This window comes from Arthrobacter livingstonensis (genome assembly GCF_003219815.1).
GTDB classification, from domain to species: Bacteria; Actinomycetota; Actinomycetes; order Actinomycetales; family Micrococcaceae; genus Specibacter; species Specibacter livingstonensis.
The window spans coordinates 40,500-56,033 of record NZ_QJVD01000018.1 but is presented as its reverse complement, the minus strand read 5'-3'; the positions used below and the strand labels follow the sequence as shown (position 1 = coordinate 56,033).

Below are 15,534 nucleotides of genomic sequence, written 5' to 3'. Positions count from 1 at the left end.
CTTTGACTTACGGCCATGCGGCCCTGGTATTTGTCAGATGGTGTAGTTGAAGTAGACGATCTGGTTGGGACCGGTGCCGACTGCGGCCTGTTTCTGTACCCGCTTGCCGTTGTAGACATCCGCGAAGCTGTAGGTGCCAGGGAGCATCTCGGTTTGCACGATCTTCTTGTTGTTTGGGTTCTCAGTGGTGATGTTGCGCCAGCTGCCGGCGTAGAAGGACGCCGCGCCGCTGATGATCCCGCTGACCTTGCCTGCGCCGGTGACCGATTGTGTCTGCACATTCACCAGCGTGGTCGCGAACGCAACAGTCTGCGTCGCATTCGCGTGGTTGTTCGGGTTGGGCTCTATGACCGTGTACTGCTTCTGGCTGCGCATCCCGTTGTAGGTCACTGCGAAGCTGTAGGTGCCCGGCAACATCTCAGCCTGCGCACCGGTCATATCGCGCCAGCTGCCGGCATAATACGACGCGGAATCGGCAGTGAGGGCGGCGCCCTTGCTGCTCTGCAGGCCCACGTTCACCAACGCGGTGTGGAAGTACACGGACTGGCTGCTATTCGCACCATTGTTCGGGTTCGGTTCGAGGACCGTGAACTTCTTCTGTTCCCGAGTGCCGTTGTAGACATTCTGGAAGGAGTACGTGCCGGGTAGCATCTGGGCCTGCACTATGCGGGAATCGTTCGCATTGGGGGTCGTGATCGGATGATACTCACCAGCCGCATAATACGATGCGGACGCACCACCGATGGGCGTGCTCGTGTGACTTTGGGTCCACACGTTCACCAACGCAGTATGGAATTCGACGGACTGCGAAATGCCGGATACCACCTGACCGTTGACCTGTTGCCGAGTGCCGTTGTAGGTCATCGCGAACGAGTAGCTACCGGGCGGGATTTGCGCATCCACCGTGCCCTTAATGCCAGTGGTACCGATCGTATGCCAGGCCCCACTGGCATAATAAGATGCGGTTCCGCCGGCCAGCGGGTTCCCGCGGCTGTCTTTCAACACTGTGGTCGCAGTCGTTGTGGTGCCGGATCCCTGGTAGACGGCGAGAGTCAGCGTCTGCTCCGCGGCCGTGGTGAGGCCGCCCGCGGCAGCTGTCTTCTGGTCCCAGGTGCGGCCCGGGGTGGTCGCTGCCTTTGCAGAACCGATCCCCAAAACCAGCCCGGAGTACCGGTTGACGAGCCGGAAGCTGCCGGTCGCCTCCCCTGTTGTAGGCGACGTGTTCGGCACGATGAACCACTGCTGGCCGACGCCGGCTGCATCCTTCGCCGTGAGGGTCAACGGTGTGCCCCAGGCGCGGTCCGACGTCTTCGAAGCGTCGACGCCGAGCAGCACGCCAGCTTGGTCGGTGATCGTGTACGCGCCATCGCCGCTGGCAGCGAAGGTCCAGGCCCCGGCTGCTTTGTCGGCCGTGGCCGCGCTTGTCAGGCCCGTGCCGGCGGCGGTCACGGTGAGCAACTGCTTGTCACCGTTCGCGATTGTGTACGCCTTGGTGGTGTCGATCGCGGCCGCTGGCTTGTCGACGTCGATCGTGATGTTTGCGTACTGCGCTGAAGAGTTGTTCATGCAACCGAATGAGCAGTATGAGCGGAACGACTTGCCTACGACGGCCGAGTTCGTCTTGTTGGCCGGGTCGATGAACCAGCGGTACCACGACGCCGTCGTGTAGGCCTTGCCCGTATCGCCGAGCTTGAACCACTTCTGGGTAGCGAGGTTCTTCGTGGCGTAGAACTCCTGCGGTGCGGTACCCGACTGGTCGGGGTTCTGTGGCTCGCCGATATACAGGCCGAGGTACGCATCGTACGTGACATCCATGACAAACAGCGGCGACGTCGCCGGCATCTGGCCGTTCGTGATCTGCTGCTGGGCCGATCCCGGTGTGTTCGGGTTGTATTCCTTGTCGGGGGCCGTGTAGCCGGTCGTGCTGCTCTCGGTGACAGGAGTCATGTTGCTCTCCTTGCCCCCGACGCCGGGCTGCGTCCACGCCCCGTCGTACCATTTCTGCCACGATCCTGTCGCCATCTTGTCGGCGATGGGGGCACGGGCGACGTGCTCGTAGAACGCGACCCAACTTCCGCTCTTGTTCACGACGCGGGAGCCGTAGAACGCGTAGAAGTAGCCCGAGGCCTGATCGACGTAGAGGCGGGGGTCCCCGTCGCCGTAGTAATACGTCTGCTCCGGGAACGTCGCGGTGTCACCGCGGACCGTGCTGTACGGCGTCGTGATGGCGTGGCCAGGGATGCTCCAGGTCTTTCCCTGATCATGCGAGACTGCATAGTCGATGGCGTCGTAGTGCAAGCCATCACCGAACGGCTGCGGCGTGAACTCATTGTGAACGAGGCCGTACCAGTCACCTGTGTCGGGGTCGACCCACATCTGCGTAATGTCGCAGTAGTTCGGCTGCTTGTAGCCGGATCCCTCTGGCGCCTTCGTCGATTCCTTGCCGGTAGGACTGGAGTTGCAGAAGTTCGTCGTATCGGGGTTCGTGCCGGAAGCATTCAGCGCGGCGTCGGGGCCGGCCGTGTCGATGTTCACCCCTGTGTACCAGTTCCACTGGCGAATGTTGCCATTGCTGCCGTCCGCCTCATTGCCGTAGTTGGCGTGGGACTCACCGAAGTGGAAGGTGCCGTCCTTGTCCGTGAACGGGCTCGCCGGAGTGTCATCCGGGTACTTCCAGCCGGACGAGTTCACCGAATCTACCTTGACCGTGTAAGGCGAGGGCGGCCCGCTCGGCGTTGTCGGTGCGGGCGTGGTGTCGCTGTCAGTCGAATACGCCACGATCTCGGATGCTGATGCGTTGGCCGAGCCGTTGATCGAATTCTCAGCCTCGAATCGCACATAGCGTGCCTTGACCGGCTTGGAAAAGTCGACATATTGGATCTCTGTGTTGCTTGTGGGCTGTGCGAAGGTCGCGGTACCGGACTGCGTCCATCCGGACGCGTTCGGGTCCTTGGCGACTGCGGCGTCGTCGGTTGTGAAGACCTTGACGTCCTCCACCGGGCCGTTGCCCTGAACCTTGACTGAGTAGCCGAGGCCGGTGAGGTCGAACGACCCGCCGACGTCGAACGTGATCCAGTGCGGGAAGCCGGGCTGCGGGTTCGTCTGCCACTCACTGGCCCACTGCGTCGAATAGTTCTGATCGAACGCAGCCTCCGCAGAACCGTCGCCGTTGCTGGCAGCCTCGGAGTCTTTCCCGAGGACTGCGTACTGGGCGTTGGTGATGGCCTTGCCCGCCGGCAGAGCCGAGGTGTCGTCAGTGGAGTACACGACGATCTCGGACGCCGAGGCGTTGTTCGAGCCGTTCACCGCATCGAGAACCTTGAATTCGACATACCGCGCAGTGACGGGCTGGGCGAACGTGACGTACTGGATCTCGGTGTTGCTTGTGGGCTGGTGGAACGTCGCCGTCCCTGCCGAGGCCCACTTAGTGCTTTTGCCGTCCGCCGCGACGCCCGCATCGTCTGTGGTGAGCACCTCGACGTCTTTCACCGGGCCGTTGCCCTGTACCTTGACGGAGTAGCCAAGACCGGTGAGAGTGTGCTCGGCACCGGTGTCGAACGTGATGTAGTGCGGCATCGGGTCCGGGTTGCCACCGTTGTAGTTCGACGCCCACTGCGTCGAGTAATCGCCGTCGAACGCACCGGTAGCAGTGCCGTCAAGCGACGGCGGAGCCGGGTACGCGGCCGACTGCGAGTCGACGTCGAGCAGGGTGTAGTGCGAGTCGGCGATTCCGGCGCCGGGCGGTGGGACGACGGGATCGGCGTTGGCAGGCGCGGCCGCACCGAGCATGAACATCGCGGCGACGAGGGCGGACACGGAGGCGCCCGCGAACATGGTCCACGACCTTCGGTGTGTGTGGTCGAGGTGTGGGGCAGCGTGTCTCATGTGTCTACCTAGCTACTTCGTTGGACCGGATGAGGAGAAAAATAAACGTATCGTTCAGAGTGTGATATCGATAACATTAGTCCGAAACGGTCAGAGCGCAACCCCTTTTTGATCGGAAAGTTAGAGCTAAAGGTGGTCCCGCACCGAACGGAAACGGGCGTGACCGGCACCGCTTCCTCCCAGTGCAAGGCTTGATCCCTAGCGTTCCTTGGTGTTTCAAACTTTGACGTTTGTCTTGAGTTTTTAGGCAGCATTTCCCAGCTTGGCGTTGTCAATGTAGCCGCGGACGTTGTGGTCGATGGTTTCTCGGCTGATGCCGTATTGGCGGGCCAGGGCCGCTTTCGGCTCCCCGGCTGCTGCGCGCCGGGCCAACTCGGCTGCCTGCTCGGCGGAGAGAGCTTTCTTGCGTCCGCGGTAGGCACCGCGCTTCTTGGCCAGGGCAATGCCTTCCCTCTGGCGTTCACCAATGAGGGCCCGCTCGAATTCCGCGAATGCCCCCATGACGGAGAGCATAAGGTTTGCCAGGGGTGAGTCTTCGCCGGTGAAGACGAGATTTTCTTTGAGAAACTCGATGCGGGCGCCGCGGCTGGTCAGTTTTTGCACCACGGAGCGCAGGTCATAGAGGTTGTGTGCTAGCCGGTCCATGCTGTGCACGACTATGGTGTCGCCATCGCGGGCGAACTTCAACAGTTCCTCGAGCTGGGTGTCATTTTCCGAAGACGAGTGCACAAATTTCAGGAGTCGTGCTCACTGTCCATACTTGTCAGAAGTGCTGTGCACAGAATTTCAGAAGACGTCAGCACATCCCTCCCGCGTCCGCAGGGGAACGCTGACCGGACAAGATATGGAGTCTCGGGCGCGTTGCACTCAGAACCCGGTCGGATGAAGCGCATAGAAGCGCAAATACCTGGTCAGAGTGAGACCGTGCAATTCTGCCCGCTTCGCAAATATTGACGCTGCTTGTAGCGTCAGGGCATGAGCGAGGCTGAGGGGTCCAAGTGATTTCAACCCAAAATGACTCGAGGTGGCTTTCGTTTCCTAAGGAAATCCGCAAATCGTGGACGGTTTTTAGCATGAAGGAGATGGAAAATGACCCCCAATGAACCGAAACGAGTCCCGCCCACACCAAGAACGTTAGCGATCATACTTCTCGCTCTCGGCATCGTCTTAATTGCCCTCTCAATCTATATGTTCGTGAATCGCGAAACTCTGCTGGCAGTTGCAATGCTGATCATAGGCGTGGCAAATACTGCACTTGGACTGAGGCGCTTTCTGCAAACCCAAGGACGCTGAAAGCCAGCGACCATCAACGCTTACAAATGGTCCAATGTAAACGTCGGCCCGATCTGGGCGGCACTCCGGCATCCTCGCGAGCATCATCAGTCCGTCTTCGGGGAGGGAACTCCATCGATTCCAAATGCACGTCTGGTTCGGATCTGTGCTGTCCCAGATGATCGGAGCTGGAACTATCCGCCGGCAGCACTCTCCATCCTGTGACTTTTAACCTCGTACATCGTTTAGCGGCCAATTCCAGCTTCGATTGGCAGACTTCGCGGGTCGTATGTGGAACGTTAGCTGGGACGGCCGTCGCGGGCGCTGAAGGTGGTGAGCGCTTCGGCGTCGCTGGCGGCTGAGCGTATGAACAAGTCAGCCCACTCTTGACGAGTAGGGAAAGTCGATTCCGCGACTACCTGCGCGACTGCTGCGTCAATATCAATGATGGTCCGGTGAAGCGCAACGGAACCCTTGTCGAGCAATGCCCAGCTGCCCCCTAGGTGGCCGTAGGGCATGCCGATGCTTCCGGGATTGATCACAAGACGTCGGTCGACGAGCCGGATGAAAGGCATGTGCGTGTGCCCGCACACTACGGTCTGAATATCTTCGGGTAGTTCGTTGAACACGTCGGACCAACGTTTCAGGCTGCTGTCCACAAGGACGACTTCTTCGTCGTTTCGAGGCGTTCCGTGGCAAAACAAGACGGGGCCGAACCCCTCAACATCAACGCTCACCGGGTGCCGCAGCTCAGCAAGCAGGGCGATGTGGTCGGGAGAGAGTTGTGCGGCCGCCCATGGCGTCACGTCGTCGGGAATGCCTATTGATTCGCCTCGGGCCAGGGAAACCAACTCCCGGTCCGCGTTCCCGCGCACGAGCAGCACCCTGTCCCCGAGCGACGCCAGCCGATCCAACACTTGAGTTGGCTGGGGGCCAGAAGCATGGTCGCCAGTCACGACGATCAGTTCGGCTTCCATCACCGCCGGTTCCGCCAAGACAGCATCGAGAATAGGCAACACGCCATGAATATCCGATAAGACCGCAACGCTTCGCACCATGCTGCTGAGCATGCCCCATTGGGAAAGACCTGACAAGCACCGCACTCGACATCAACTGGCCTGACCGCTGGGAAACGCTGACCGGCACAGCATGTGCGCGCACATCGCCAGGTCGGACCCCATTCGCGATTCGAGAATGACTCTTTCACACGCCCAGAGCTTTGAATTGTCGCCAGACCAAGCCGCCGAACACCTGTCCGATGAATTGATGCAGAGGGACATCAAAAGCCTGGCCGGGCGATACGCTGTCACAATGACCGATTACAGCGCCCTGCCCGTATGTGAGTTTGCCTTCCCCGGTCCTCTCCGGGACCAGCTGGTGGCCGCCGTTCTGGACGGTTCCAAGACCTCCACGACGGCAATGCTCATTGGGTACGAGATTGATCAGGAAGATCTGCCCGTGGCCGGTTTGAAAGAAGTGGTCATCGACTCCGCCGGAACGCCAGTGGCCGTGATCGAGATGACGGAAGTACGCCAGACCCGCCTTGACGACGTGGATTTGCAACACGCCATCGACGAGGGCGAGGGCTTCACTACCATCGACCAGTGGCGCGCAGGCCACGAGGAGTTCTGGCATTCGCAGGACATACGAGATGAAATGAACGACCTGCACTTCACGGTCAATGACGACACCATACTGGTGCTCCAGCGATTCAGGCTCGTTTCGCGCTTACCGCAGTGACCCAACCAGAAAAGACACTTCTTTGCTCCCGAATAGGCGACAACGTCCCGTTAGGAGTTTGCCCGGAATGGCTTTTCTCCGTGTCCCGCAAACCGGTCCCTCACCGGACAGAATGCCCTCTGGACTGCAGGTTTGAATCAGAGACTTGGGGAGTGTCCCATAAGCCCGCGAAAAAGCCCGGTGAGCGGGCGGCGGGCGCTATACGGGACAGAATTCAAGTCCCTCACGGGTCCCCCTTCTTCTGGCTCCGACAAAAACTGGCTCTATGCTCGCCAATAACCCACTGATCCCAGGCAGTTTGGACGTCATACTTGCAACAGCGCGCGGTCATTGTCAACAACGGTGATGCACGTCGTAGGAATGTGACATGAATGTGAGAATTTCTGGGAATTAGCCTGGAGCATCGATCCAGGTCCGAGCGATCCGCTGGTGCCAGACAGCGCGGGATCCAGCAGCACGAAGGAAGCGCCGGGGTTCCCGGCGCTTCCAGGGTTTAGCAGGAATGAATTTTAATGTGCAGCCAGGCCGTTGTCGTGGCCCACCGTGTGCTGGCGCATGCTGGGCTGGACTGCCAGGACGCCGGCAATCAAGGCCACAGCACCCGCAATCCAGGACGTCCAGGCCGCCCCCATGTGTCCGGTGTATCCGGCAATCCACGGGGAGATGAACAGCAACGCCCCAAGCACCATCAGAACCCATACAGCGACCGGCGTGCCGGGGCTCATCAGGTTCCAGACGCCCGCAACGATCAGCAGCACTCCGCAGCCGATCATCATGACCATGGAACTGCCTTGCTGTGCTGTCCACAATGTTGACAACGCGGCGTAAAGGCCTGCAATCACGGCAACATAATCTTGCCAGCTGTTCCACTTCTTCATCGATACCAACCTCCTTCAGGTTTCCCGTCAGTTGGCTCCCAAAGTGGGGGTCACTACAAATATACGTCTGCTGCGGCGCCGATTCCAGAGGCCGGTGATTGCAGTAGGGCCGCGGTTCAGGACAGGGCCAGCGCCATGGCCGGATCCGAAATTATGGCACCGACATCGGCCAGGAAGCGTGAGCCCTGTTCGCCGTCGACCAGCCGGTGGTCGAAAGACAGGCTCAGTGTCATGATCTGCCGCAGCGCAATGCCGCCCTGGTACTCCCAAGGCGTGTTCCGCACGGCCCCCAACGCCAGGATCCCGGCCTCTCCGGGATTCAGGATGGGCGTTCCGGCGTCAATGCCGAACACTCCAATGTTGGTGATGGAAAAAGTGCCCCCGGCCAGGTCCGCCGGCTGGGTCTTCCCGCTCCGGGCGGTGGACGACAGCTCCCCGAGCGCTGCGGCCGTACCGTGCATCCCCAGCTGTTGCGCGTCCTTGATGTTGGGCACCACCAGCCCCCGGGGCGTGGCGGCTGCAATCCCCAGGTTGACGTAGTTCATGGTCACGATCTCATTGGCCCCGCCGTCCCACCGCGAATTCAGCGACGGCTGCCGGGCAATCCCCAGGCACACGGCCCGCGCGGCCAGCGTCAGCGGCGTGAGCTTGACGTCCGCGAACTCCCTGGACGCCCGCAGCCTCGCCAGGAAGTCCATGCCTGCCGTGACATCCACGGTCAGGAACTCCGTGACGTGTGGTGCCGTGAAGGCACTCTGCACCATGGCCGCTGCCGTGAACTTCCGCACGCCTTTAATGGGTGTGCGGACCTCCCGGGCAGCATTGCCTGCGGCGTTCCAGCTGCCGGTCCTGCCCTCCCCGTTCGACGCCGGAACCTCCGCCGCAGCGCCCGATTCCCGGGTGGGGTCCCCGACAAGTGCGGTGACGTCCCCGCGCGTAATCAACCCACGGTCGCCCGAGCCCACCAGCACGGCCAGGTCGATCCCCAGGTCCCGTGCCAGCTTTCGCACCGGCGGGGTGGACCTCGGCCGGTCCGCCTGGACACGTGCCGAGGCCAGAGGGGCCGCGGCTTCCGCGGCGGGAACCGTGGTCGCGGTGGTGGTTGAGCCGGACGCAGCAAACGAGCGCGCCCGCCGGGCGGGCCGCTTCGACGATTCGGGATCGGCGCCATAGCCAACGAGCGTGGGGACGCGCTTTTGTGGTTCCTCCCCGGTCACCGGCTGGGAACTGGCGGGGGTCCCATTGCGGCGGGGGCCGGTGCCGGCTGGCGCGTCAACCTCAAAGGTGATGATGACTTCTCCGACCTCCACGACGGTGCCCGGCTCGTGGGCGATTGCCGTGACGGTGCCCGCGAATGGTGACGGCAGTTCAACAACGGCCTTTGCTGTTTCCACTTCACCGATGGCCTGGTTCAATTCAACGGTGTCGCCCACGGCCACGTGCCAACTGACGATCTCCGATTCCGTGAGTCCTTCGCCAAGGTCCGGCAGCTTGAATTCCTGGATCATGGTGGTCATCCTTCCAGCCCCGAAAGGGAGTTGGGGCGGCCGAGGACGCGGTCAACGCCGTCGAGCATGCGGTCGAGGTCGGGCAGGTGGTGCTTCTCCAGCTTTGAGGGCGGATACGGGATGTCGAAGCCGGTGACGCGCACGGGTGCTGCCTCCAGGTAGTTGAAGCAGCGTTCGGTGACGGCTGCGGAGATTTCGGCACCCAGGCCCAGGGTTTCGGAGGCCTCGTGCGTGATGACCAGCCGGCCGGTGCGGCGCACTGATTCCTCCAGAGGGCCGTAGTCGATGGGCGAGAGCGAGCGCAGGTCGATCACTTCCAGTGAAATGCCGTCGTCGGCGGCAGCCTTGGCCGCGTCGAGGGCGGTGCTGACCAGCGGCCCATAGGTCACCAGCGTGACATCGGTGCCGGCGGACACGATGCGGGAGGCGCCCATGGCGGGGGCACGCGAGAGGTCCGCATCCAGGTCCACCTCCCCCTTGGTGTGGTAGCGGCGCTTGGGCTCAAAGAAGAGTACGGGATCGTCGCACGCGATGGCCTGGCGCAGCATGGTGTAGGCATCCTGCGGGTTGGAGGCGCTGATGACACGCAGGCCGGAGGTGTGCACAAAATAGGCTTCGGGCGATTCCGAATGGTGTTCAGGAGAGCCGATGCCCCCGCCAAACGGCACCCGGATGGTCAGCGGCATGCGCACCTGGCCGTGCGTGCGCATGTGGAGTTTGGCCACCTGGGAGACAATCTGGTCAAATCCCGGGTAGATGAAGCCGTCGAACTGGATCTCACACACCGGGCGGAAGCCGCGGTAGGCCAGGCCCACTGCGGTGCCGATGATGGCGGATTCGGCCAGGGGCGTGTCGATGACCCGGTGCGAGCCGAAATCCTTCATCAGCCCGTCGGTGACGCGGAACACCCCGCCCAGCGTGCCGATGTCCTCTCCCATGAGGACCACCTTCGGGTCCTCCTCCATGGACTTGCGCAGCCCGGCGTTGATGGCCTGTGTCAGTGTCAGACTGCTCATGACCGGCTTCCTTCCAGCTTGGAGGTGGCGGATTCCGTGCCGGCAAAGCCAGCCAAATACCGCTCGTAGTGGTCGCGCTGGCGGTCCAGGATGGCATGTTCGGTCGTGTAGACGTTGTCAAAGACGCTCATCGGTGCGGGATCGGGCATGTTGATGCAGCCCTCGCGCAGCTCGGCGGCCACGGCGTTGGCCCGCGCAGCCACCTCGGCTTCCGCTGCGGCGTCGAGCTTGCCCCGGCCTTGCAGGAACGCCTTGACCCTGGCGATGGGGTCCTTGGCCGCCCATTCCTCCAGTTCGGTGACGCCCCGGTAGCGGGTGGGGTCATCGGCGGTGGTGTGGGCGCCCATGCGGTAGGTGACGGCCTCGATGAAGCTGGGGCCGCCGCCGCTGCGCGCCCGGGCCGCGGCCCAGCGCGTGGCCGCCAGGACGGCGAGGACGTCGTTGCCGTCAACGCGCATGCTGGGAATGCCGTAGCCCGGCGCCCGGCCGGCGATCGGCGTGTGCGCCTGGAGGCCCACGGGCTCGGAGATGGCCCAGTGGTTGTTTTGGCAGAAAAAGATGACGGGGGCCTGGAAGCTGGCGGCGAAGACCATGGATTCATGGACGTCGCCCTGGCTGGTGGCGCCGTCGCCCAGGTAGGCGATGGACAGCGTTTCCCTGCCGTCCAGGACCAGGCCCATGGCGTAGCCGGTGGCGTGCAGGGTCTGTGCGCCGATGATGATTTGCGGGGTGGCCATGTTGAACTTGTGCGGGTCCCAGCCGGTGTTGGCGCTGCCCCGCCAGGTGCTCATGATGCCGGCCAAGTCAGCCCCGCGAAGGAAGGCCACACCGTTTTCACGGTAGGTGGGGAAGATGAAGTCGTCCTGGTCCAGGGCCCGGATCGAGCCGACCTGGGCGGCTTCCTGGCCCAGCATGGGCGGCCAGAGGGCCAGCTGGCCCTGGCGCTGGAGGGCTGTGGCCTCCATGTCGATCCGCCGGATGGTGACCATGTCGGCGTAGAACTGGATGAGTTGTTCGTCGTCGACGTCGGCGACAAGGGGCGCCAATTCCTCATCGTCCACGCCGGTGCCGTCTGCGGCAATAAGCTGGTGAATTCCGGGTTGCGGTGATGCCCCGGAGTTGGCTGATGCTTCCAGCACGGCAGTTCGCCTCCTTAACGTCTCGCCCGGAGCCTTGGCTCCCGGCAATGGGCCGGCGCATCTTGTGGATGCAGGCCCCCAGGCCGCAGGCGTTGGGTTGTCGCGCGCGGCAGGGCGGCGTCATTGCAACCCTTAGCTGTGACCCTACTCACAGCATGCAGCTGGCGCAATGTCTCTTCTAAAGACTGAGCATTTTGCTCTTTATGCGGTGGACTGACCGTGCTAATCTGCGCACTATGCATACTTTGGATGGAACTGACTCCCGCATCCTCCTGGCCATGGTGGCGGACCCCCGCCAGACAGTGGTGGCGCTCTCCCAGCAGCTGGGCCTGTCACGCAACACTGTTCAGGCGCGGATGGCGTCCCTGGAGAAGCGGCACGCCTTTTTGACCTTCGACCGCCGCATCAACCCGGCCGTGCTGGGGTACCCGCTGACTGCCTTCATCTCCATCCACGTGCAGCAGCAAAAGCTCGCACCGCTGGCCGTTTCGCTTGCTGCCATCCCTGAAGTGATCGAGGCCCACGGGCTCAGCGGCCGGGCCGACATTTTGGCGCGGGTGGTCTCCACGGGCGCCGAGGACCTGTTCCGCATCAACGGCAAGATCCTCGCGTGCGACGGCGTGGAGCGCACCGAAACGTCGCTGGCCATGAATGAGCTTGTCCCGTTCCGCCTCACGCCCCTGCTGGAGCGGGTCCTGGACAAGTAGCCGGGAACGCCACGGACGCCCCAAAAAATAGCCTGGAAGGCGCAATCCAAAATGGGGTGGCCTCCGAATGACTTCCATGGGCTCCACCCGGATCCCATTCAAGTTGATGCGGACAGGCAACTCCGCACTACCAAAAAGGATTGAACACCATGCGCACTTCACCGAACAGGCTACTCGCCACCGTCTTCGGAGCCGTCTACCTACTGGTGGGCATCGTCGGATTCTTTGTGACCAGCGGGATTGGGTTCTTCGCCACGGAGGGCCGGAACTTGATCGTCTTCGAGGTCAACCCCTTGCACAACATCATCCACCTGGCCATCGGCGCAGCGCTCCTGCTCGCGGGACTGGGTTCCGTGACGGCGGCCAAGACCGCCAACTCAACCGTCGGTGCCGTCTACCTGCTGGTGGGCATCGTGGGACTGTTCCTGACCAGCTCCGCGCTGAACATCATCGCGCTCAACGGTGCTGACAACGTCCTGCACCTCGCCAGCGCTCTCGTGCTGCTGGCAGTCGGCCTGTCGCAGGACCGGACCGTCGCAGCCCGGACCGCCTAGCCGTGGCCGCCATCCAAGCCTTGAGCGCCGCTTCCCCCGAGGTGAGGATTGCCCAGCGCACCTTCCGGGGGAAGCCCCGGGTCTCCACCCAGACCGGCGGTGAGCTGGCCAGCCTGTACGTCAGCATTGCCGCAGTGGGTATTGCGGCCTTGAGCAGTGCCGCGGCGTCCAGCCTGATTGCGGGCTTGAACGGCGTGGGCGGGGCAGCGGCTTGGGGACAATGGGTGGCCGTGATCGCGGCATCAAGCTGGGCAGTCGCCGGGCTGCTCTACGCTTTTGTCAGTTTCCGCACCGCGAACCTCCCGACCATCTTGACGGTCCGGGCCGTGGTGGCGGCGGCCTCGGCCCACCTGGCCATCCTGATCGTGGGCATGTGGCGCCTGCCCGAGGACCTGAGGTCACTTGACCTGACCCTGGCTTCACTACTCGTGCTGGAAATGTCAGTGATTGCCGTGCTTGGCTGGCAGCACAACAGCGGCCTACGGGTGCGGGTCCCGGGTGCCAGGCACAAGCCGTCGGCCTTGGCCGTGGTCGGTACGTTGTTTGCCGCATCAATCCTGGTGGCCTCCGTGACAACGGTGGGCATGGCGGCCTCCACGGCCGGTGAACTGGCAGTTCCACATTCCGGACACGGCGCCACCACCCCGGGGTCTCCCCTGCCAGGCAATCTCGAGCAGTTGAAGCACTCCGGCCATCACCACTGACAGACCGCCCAAAAAGGGCCCCGTGCGTTCCCAAGCTATGTGGGGAACGCACGGGGCCCTTAGGGGTGGTGACGGCCGGGTCTAGTGGTCCGCCGCCTTTTCGGCACCGACGCCAGTCAGCGAACGGACTTCCATTTCGGCCTGGATGCGCGGATTCTCCACGTTCTTGTCCAACACCGTGCCCAGCCAGCCCAGGAAGAACGCAAGCGGGATGGAGACGATGCCGGGGTTGGCCAGCGGGAACCAGTCGAAGCTGGCACCGGGAATCATGGCCTTTTCGCTGCCGGATACCACCGGAGAGAACGCGATGAGGATGATGGCAGCGGCCAGGCCGCCGTACATGCTCCACAGGGCGCCCTGGGTGGTGAACTTCTTCCAGAAAAGCGAGAAGATGATGGTGGGCAGGTTGGCCGATGCCGCGATGGCGAAGGCAAGCGCCACCAGGAACGCGATGTTCTGGCCGTTGGCGAGTATGCCGCCGGCGATCGCCACAATGCCGATCACCACCACGGTGCGTCGTGCCACCTTGACTTCCATTTCCGGCTTCGGTTCGCCCTTGACGATCACGTTGGAATAGATGTCATGGGCGAACGAGGCTGCCGCGGTGATGGTCAGCCCGGCCACCACGGCCAGGATGGTGGCGAAGGCGACGGCGGAAATGAAGCCCAGCAGGATGGGCCCGCCCACCACGAACGCGAGCAACGGTGCGGCGGAGTTGACGCCGCCGGGAGCCGCGAGGATCGCGGTCTTGCCAATCAAGGCAGCGGCACCGTAGCCGAGCACCAGGGTGAAGATGTAGAAGATGCCGATGAGCCAGATGGCCCACACCACGGATTTGCGCGCTTCCTTGGCGGTGGGGACCGTGTAAAAGCGCATCAGTACGTGCGGCAGGGCCGCGGTGCCCAGCACCAGGGCCAGGGCCAAGGAGATGAAGTCAAGCGGGGCCTTCCCGTACGCGGCTCCCGGGTTCAGCAGGGCCGCACCGGCGCCACCTTCATCGATTGACGTCTGCACGGCGGCGTCCATGAGCGTGCTCAGGTTGAAGCCGTTCATGGCGAGCACGATGATGGTCATGATGGCGGCGCCGACAATGAGCAGGCAGGCCTTGATGATCTGCACCCAGGTGGTGCCCTTCATGCCACCGATCAATACGTAGACGATCATGAGCACGCCGACCACGGCAATGACAATGGCCTGGCCCGTCTTGTTCCCGTTGTCCAGGCCAAGGAGCAGGGAAACCAGCCCTCCGGCACCGGCCATCTGGGCCAGGAGGTAGAAGAAGCAGACCACCAGGGTGGTGGTGGCCGCGGCGATGCGGACTGGCCGCTGCTTCAGGCGGAAGGAAAGAACATCGGCCATGGTGAACCGGCCGGTGTTGCGCAGCAGCTCGGCCACCAGCAGCAGGGCCACCAGCCACGCTACAAGGAATCCGATCGAGTAGAGGAATCCGTCGTAGCCGTTGATGGCGATGGCTCCGGTGATGCCCAAGAACGAAGCGGCGGAGAGGTAGTCTCCGGCGATCGCGGTGCCGTTTTGGCCGCCGGAAAAGGACCGGCCCGCCGCATAGTAGTCAGCGGCGGTCTTGTTGTTGCGGCTGGCACGGAACACCACCACCAAGGTGACACCAACGAACGCGACGAAGATCAGGATGTTGATCCACGACGTCTCCTTGGTCTGCTCGCCCAAGGACTTGTCCAGGGCGGCAACATGATACAGAGCAGATGTCAGGCCCACGGGTTAAACCTCTTCCTTGGTCGAGTTGGCAGCGGCGATCTGCGCCTCGAGGCGGGTCCGGATCTCTGCTGCCTTGGGGTCGAGCTTGTTGTTGGCGTACGTGACGTACCACGTGGTGATGCCGAAGGTGGTGACGAATTGCAGCAGGCCCATGACCAGGCCGATGTTGATGGAGCCCCAGACCTTGATGGACATGAAGTCGTGCGCATACGCCGCCAAAAGCACGTAGGCAAAATACCAGAGCAGGAAGCCGACGGCCACCGGGAACACAAAGCTGCGGTGGCTCTTGCGAAGGTCCCTGAATTCCTTCGACGCCTGAACTTCAACAAAGTCCACGTCGGGACTTCCTTGACTTGCATGGGCAGAATTACCCATCATTCCTCCTTGGGTGATGTGA

General features: G+C 62.6%; 14 protein-coding genes. 5 read left to right on the top strand and 9 right to left on the bottom strand.

Annotated features, from left to right (window positions below):
• Positions 1 to 33: 33 nt before the first annotated feature.
• On the bottom strand, positions 34 to 3,834 hold the full coding sequence (locus CVV68_RS15760; protein WP_170133197.1) for a discoidin domain-containing protein: 3,801 nt from the start codon (positions 3,832 to 3,834) through the stop codon (positions 34 to 36).
• A 294-nt stretch (positions 3,835 to 4,128) separates the two neighbouring features.
• Positions 4,129 to 4,614: a recombinase family protein gene (locus CVV68_RS15755; RefSeq protein WP_245933579.1), complete on the bottom strand. Its 486-nt coding sequence runs from the start codon at positions 4,612 to 4,614 to the stop codon at positions 4,129 to 4,131.
• Positions 4,615 to 4,974: 360 nt separating this feature from the next.
• Here CVV68_RS15755 and CVV68_RS23230 point away from each other — a divergent pair, with 360 nt between their 5' ends.
• Positions 4,975 to 5,178 carry a hypothetical protein gene (locus tag CVV68_RS23230; RefSeq protein WP_146238920.1) on the top strand — a complete coding sequence of 68 codons (204 nt, stop codon included), beginning with the start codon at positions 4,975 to 4,977 and terminating at the stop codon, positions 5,176 to 5,178.
• Between the two features lie 278 nt (positions 5,179 to 5,456).
• Here the strand turns inward: CVV68_RS23230 and CVV68_RS15750 are convergent, their stop codons facing one another.
• A complete protein-coding gene (locus CVV68_RS15750; RefSeq protein WP_245933578.1) occupies positions 5,457 to 6,251 on the bottom strand; it encodes a metallophosphoesterase family protein in 795 nt (264 codons plus the stop codon).
• A gap of 100 nt (positions 6,252 to 6,351) precedes the next feature.
• Between CVV68_RS15750 and CVV68_RS15745 the strand changes: the two genes are divergently transcribed.
• Positions 6,352 to 6,897, top strand: a complete 546-nt coding sequence (locus CVV68_RS15745) for an ASCH domain-containing protein (protein ID WP_245933577.1) — start codon at positions 6,352 to 6,354, stop codon at positions 6,895 to 6,897.
• A 509-nt stretch (positions 6,898 to 7,406) separates the two neighbouring features.
• Here the strand turns inward: CVV68_RS15745 and CVV68_RS15740 are convergent.
• The 4 genes from CVV68_RS15740 to pdhA form a co-directional block, all read right to left on the bottom strand.
• Positions 7,407 to 7,775: an SPW repeat protein gene (locus CVV68_RS15740; protein WP_110501949.1), complete on the bottom strand. Its 369-nt coding sequence runs from the start codon at positions 7,773 to 7,775 to the stop codon at positions 7,407 to 7,409.
• Between the two features lie 116 nt (positions 7,776 to 7,891).
• The gene (locus CVV68_RS15735; protein WP_110502001.1) at positions 7,892 to 9,283 is read right to left on the bottom strand and encodes a dihydrolipoamide acetyltransferase family protein; all 1,392 of its coding nucleotides are present in this window, start codon (positions 9,281 to 9,283) and stop codon (positions 7,892 to 7,894) included.
• 5 nt (positions 9,284 to 9,288) lie between these two features.
• The gene (locus tag CVV68_RS15730) at positions 9,289 to 10,299 is read right to left on the bottom strand and encodes an alpha-ketoacid dehydrogenase subunit beta (protein ID WP_110501948.1); all 1,011 of its coding nucleotides are present in this window, start codon (positions 10,297 to 10,299) and stop codon (positions 9,289 to 9,291) included.
• Positions 10,296 to 11,438 carry a pyruvate dehydrogenase (acetyl-transferring) E1 component subunit alpha gene (pdhA, locus tag CVV68_RS15725; protein WP_110501947.1) on the bottom strand — a complete coding sequence of 381 codons (1,143 nt, stop codon included), beginning with the start codon at positions 11,436 to 11,438 and terminating at the stop codon, positions 10,296 to 10,298. The genes CVV68_RS15730 and pdhA overlap by 4 nt, the downstream gene beginning before the upstream one ends.
• A 236-nt stretch (positions 11,439 to 11,674) precedes the next feature.
• On the opposite strand from pdhA, the gene CVV68_RS15720 reads away from it, so the two are divergent.
• From CVV68_RS15720 to CVV68_RS15710, 3 genes are all read left to right on the top strand, one after another.
• Positions 11,675 to 12,145, top strand: a complete 471-nt coding sequence (locus tag CVV68_RS15720; RefSeq protein WP_110501946.1) for an Lrp/AsnC family transcriptional regulator — start codon at positions 11,675 to 11,677, stop codon at positions 12,143 to 12,145.
• 149 nt (positions 12,146 to 12,294) lie between these two features.
• Positions 12,295 to 12,699 (top strand): DUF4383 domain-containing protein, encoded by a 405-nt coding sequence (locus tag CVV68_RS15715; protein WP_110501945.1) that lies wholly within the window; start codon positions 12,295 to 12,297, stop codon positions 12,697 to 12,699.
• Positions 12,700 to 12,701: 2 nt separating this feature from the next.
• A complete protein-coding gene (locus CVV68_RS15710; RefSeq protein ID WP_110501944.1) occupies positions 12,702 to 13,403 on the top strand; it encodes a hypothetical protein in 702 nt (233 codons plus the stop codon).
• An 81-nt stretch (positions 13,404 to 13,484) separates the two neighbouring features.
• Here the strand turns inward: CVV68_RS15710 and CVV68_RS15705 are convergent, their stop codons facing one another.
• On the bottom strand, positions 13,485 to 15,101 hold the full coding sequence (locus CVV68_RS15705) for a monocarboxylic acid transporter (RefSeq protein WP_110502000.1): 1,617 nt from the start codon (positions 15,099 to 15,101) through the stop codon (positions 13,485 to 13,487).
• A 39-nt stretch (positions 15,102 to 15,140) separates the two neighbouring features.
• Positions 15,141 to 15,512, bottom strand: coding sequence for a DUF485 domain-containing protein (locus tag CVV68_RS15700; protein WP_110501999.1), 372 nt, complete (start codon positions 15,510 to 15,512; stop codon positions 15,141 to 15,143).
• Positions 15,513 to 15,534: the final 22 nt, after the last annotated feature.

Bases quoted from the DNA above. Each gene is read 5' to 3' on its own strand.
- CVV68_RS15730 (WP_110501948.1), bottom strand. From the start codon at position 10,299: ATGAGCAGTCTGACACTGACACAGGCCATCAACGCCGGGCTGCGCAAG.
- CVV68_RS15745 (WP_245933577.1), top strand. From the start codon at position 6,352: ATGACTCTTTCACACGCCCAGAGCTTTGAATTGTCGCCAGACCAAGCC.
- CVV68_RS15715 (WP_110501945.1), top strand. From the start codon at position 12,295: ATGCGCACTTCACCGAACAGGCTACTCGCCACCGTCTTCGGAGCCGTC.
- CVV68_RS15740 (WP_110501949.1), bottom strand. From the start codon at position 7,775: ATGAAGAAGTGGAACAGCTGGCAAGATTATGTTGCCGTGATTGCAGGC.
- CVV68_RS15735 (WP_110502001.1), bottom strand. From the start codon at position 9,283: ATGATCCAGGAATTCAAGCTGCCGGACCTTGGCGAAGGACTCACGGAA.
- CVV68_RS15700 (WP_110501999.1), bottom strand. From the start codon at position 15,512: ATGGGTAATTCTGCCCATGCAAGTCAAGGAAGTCCCGACGTGGACTTT.
- CVV68_RS15760 (WP_170133197.1), bottom strand. From the start codon at position 3,834: ATGTTCGCGGGCGCCTCCGTGTCCGCCCTCGTCGCCGCGATGTTCATG.
- CVV68_RS23230 (WP_146238920.1), top strand. From the start codon at position 4,975: ATGACCCCCAATGAACCGAAACGAGTCCCGCCCACACCAAGAACGTTA.
- CVV68_RS15720 (WP_110501946.1), top strand. From the start codon at position 11,675: ATGCATACTTTGGATGGAACTGACTCCCGCATCCTCCTGGCCATGGTG.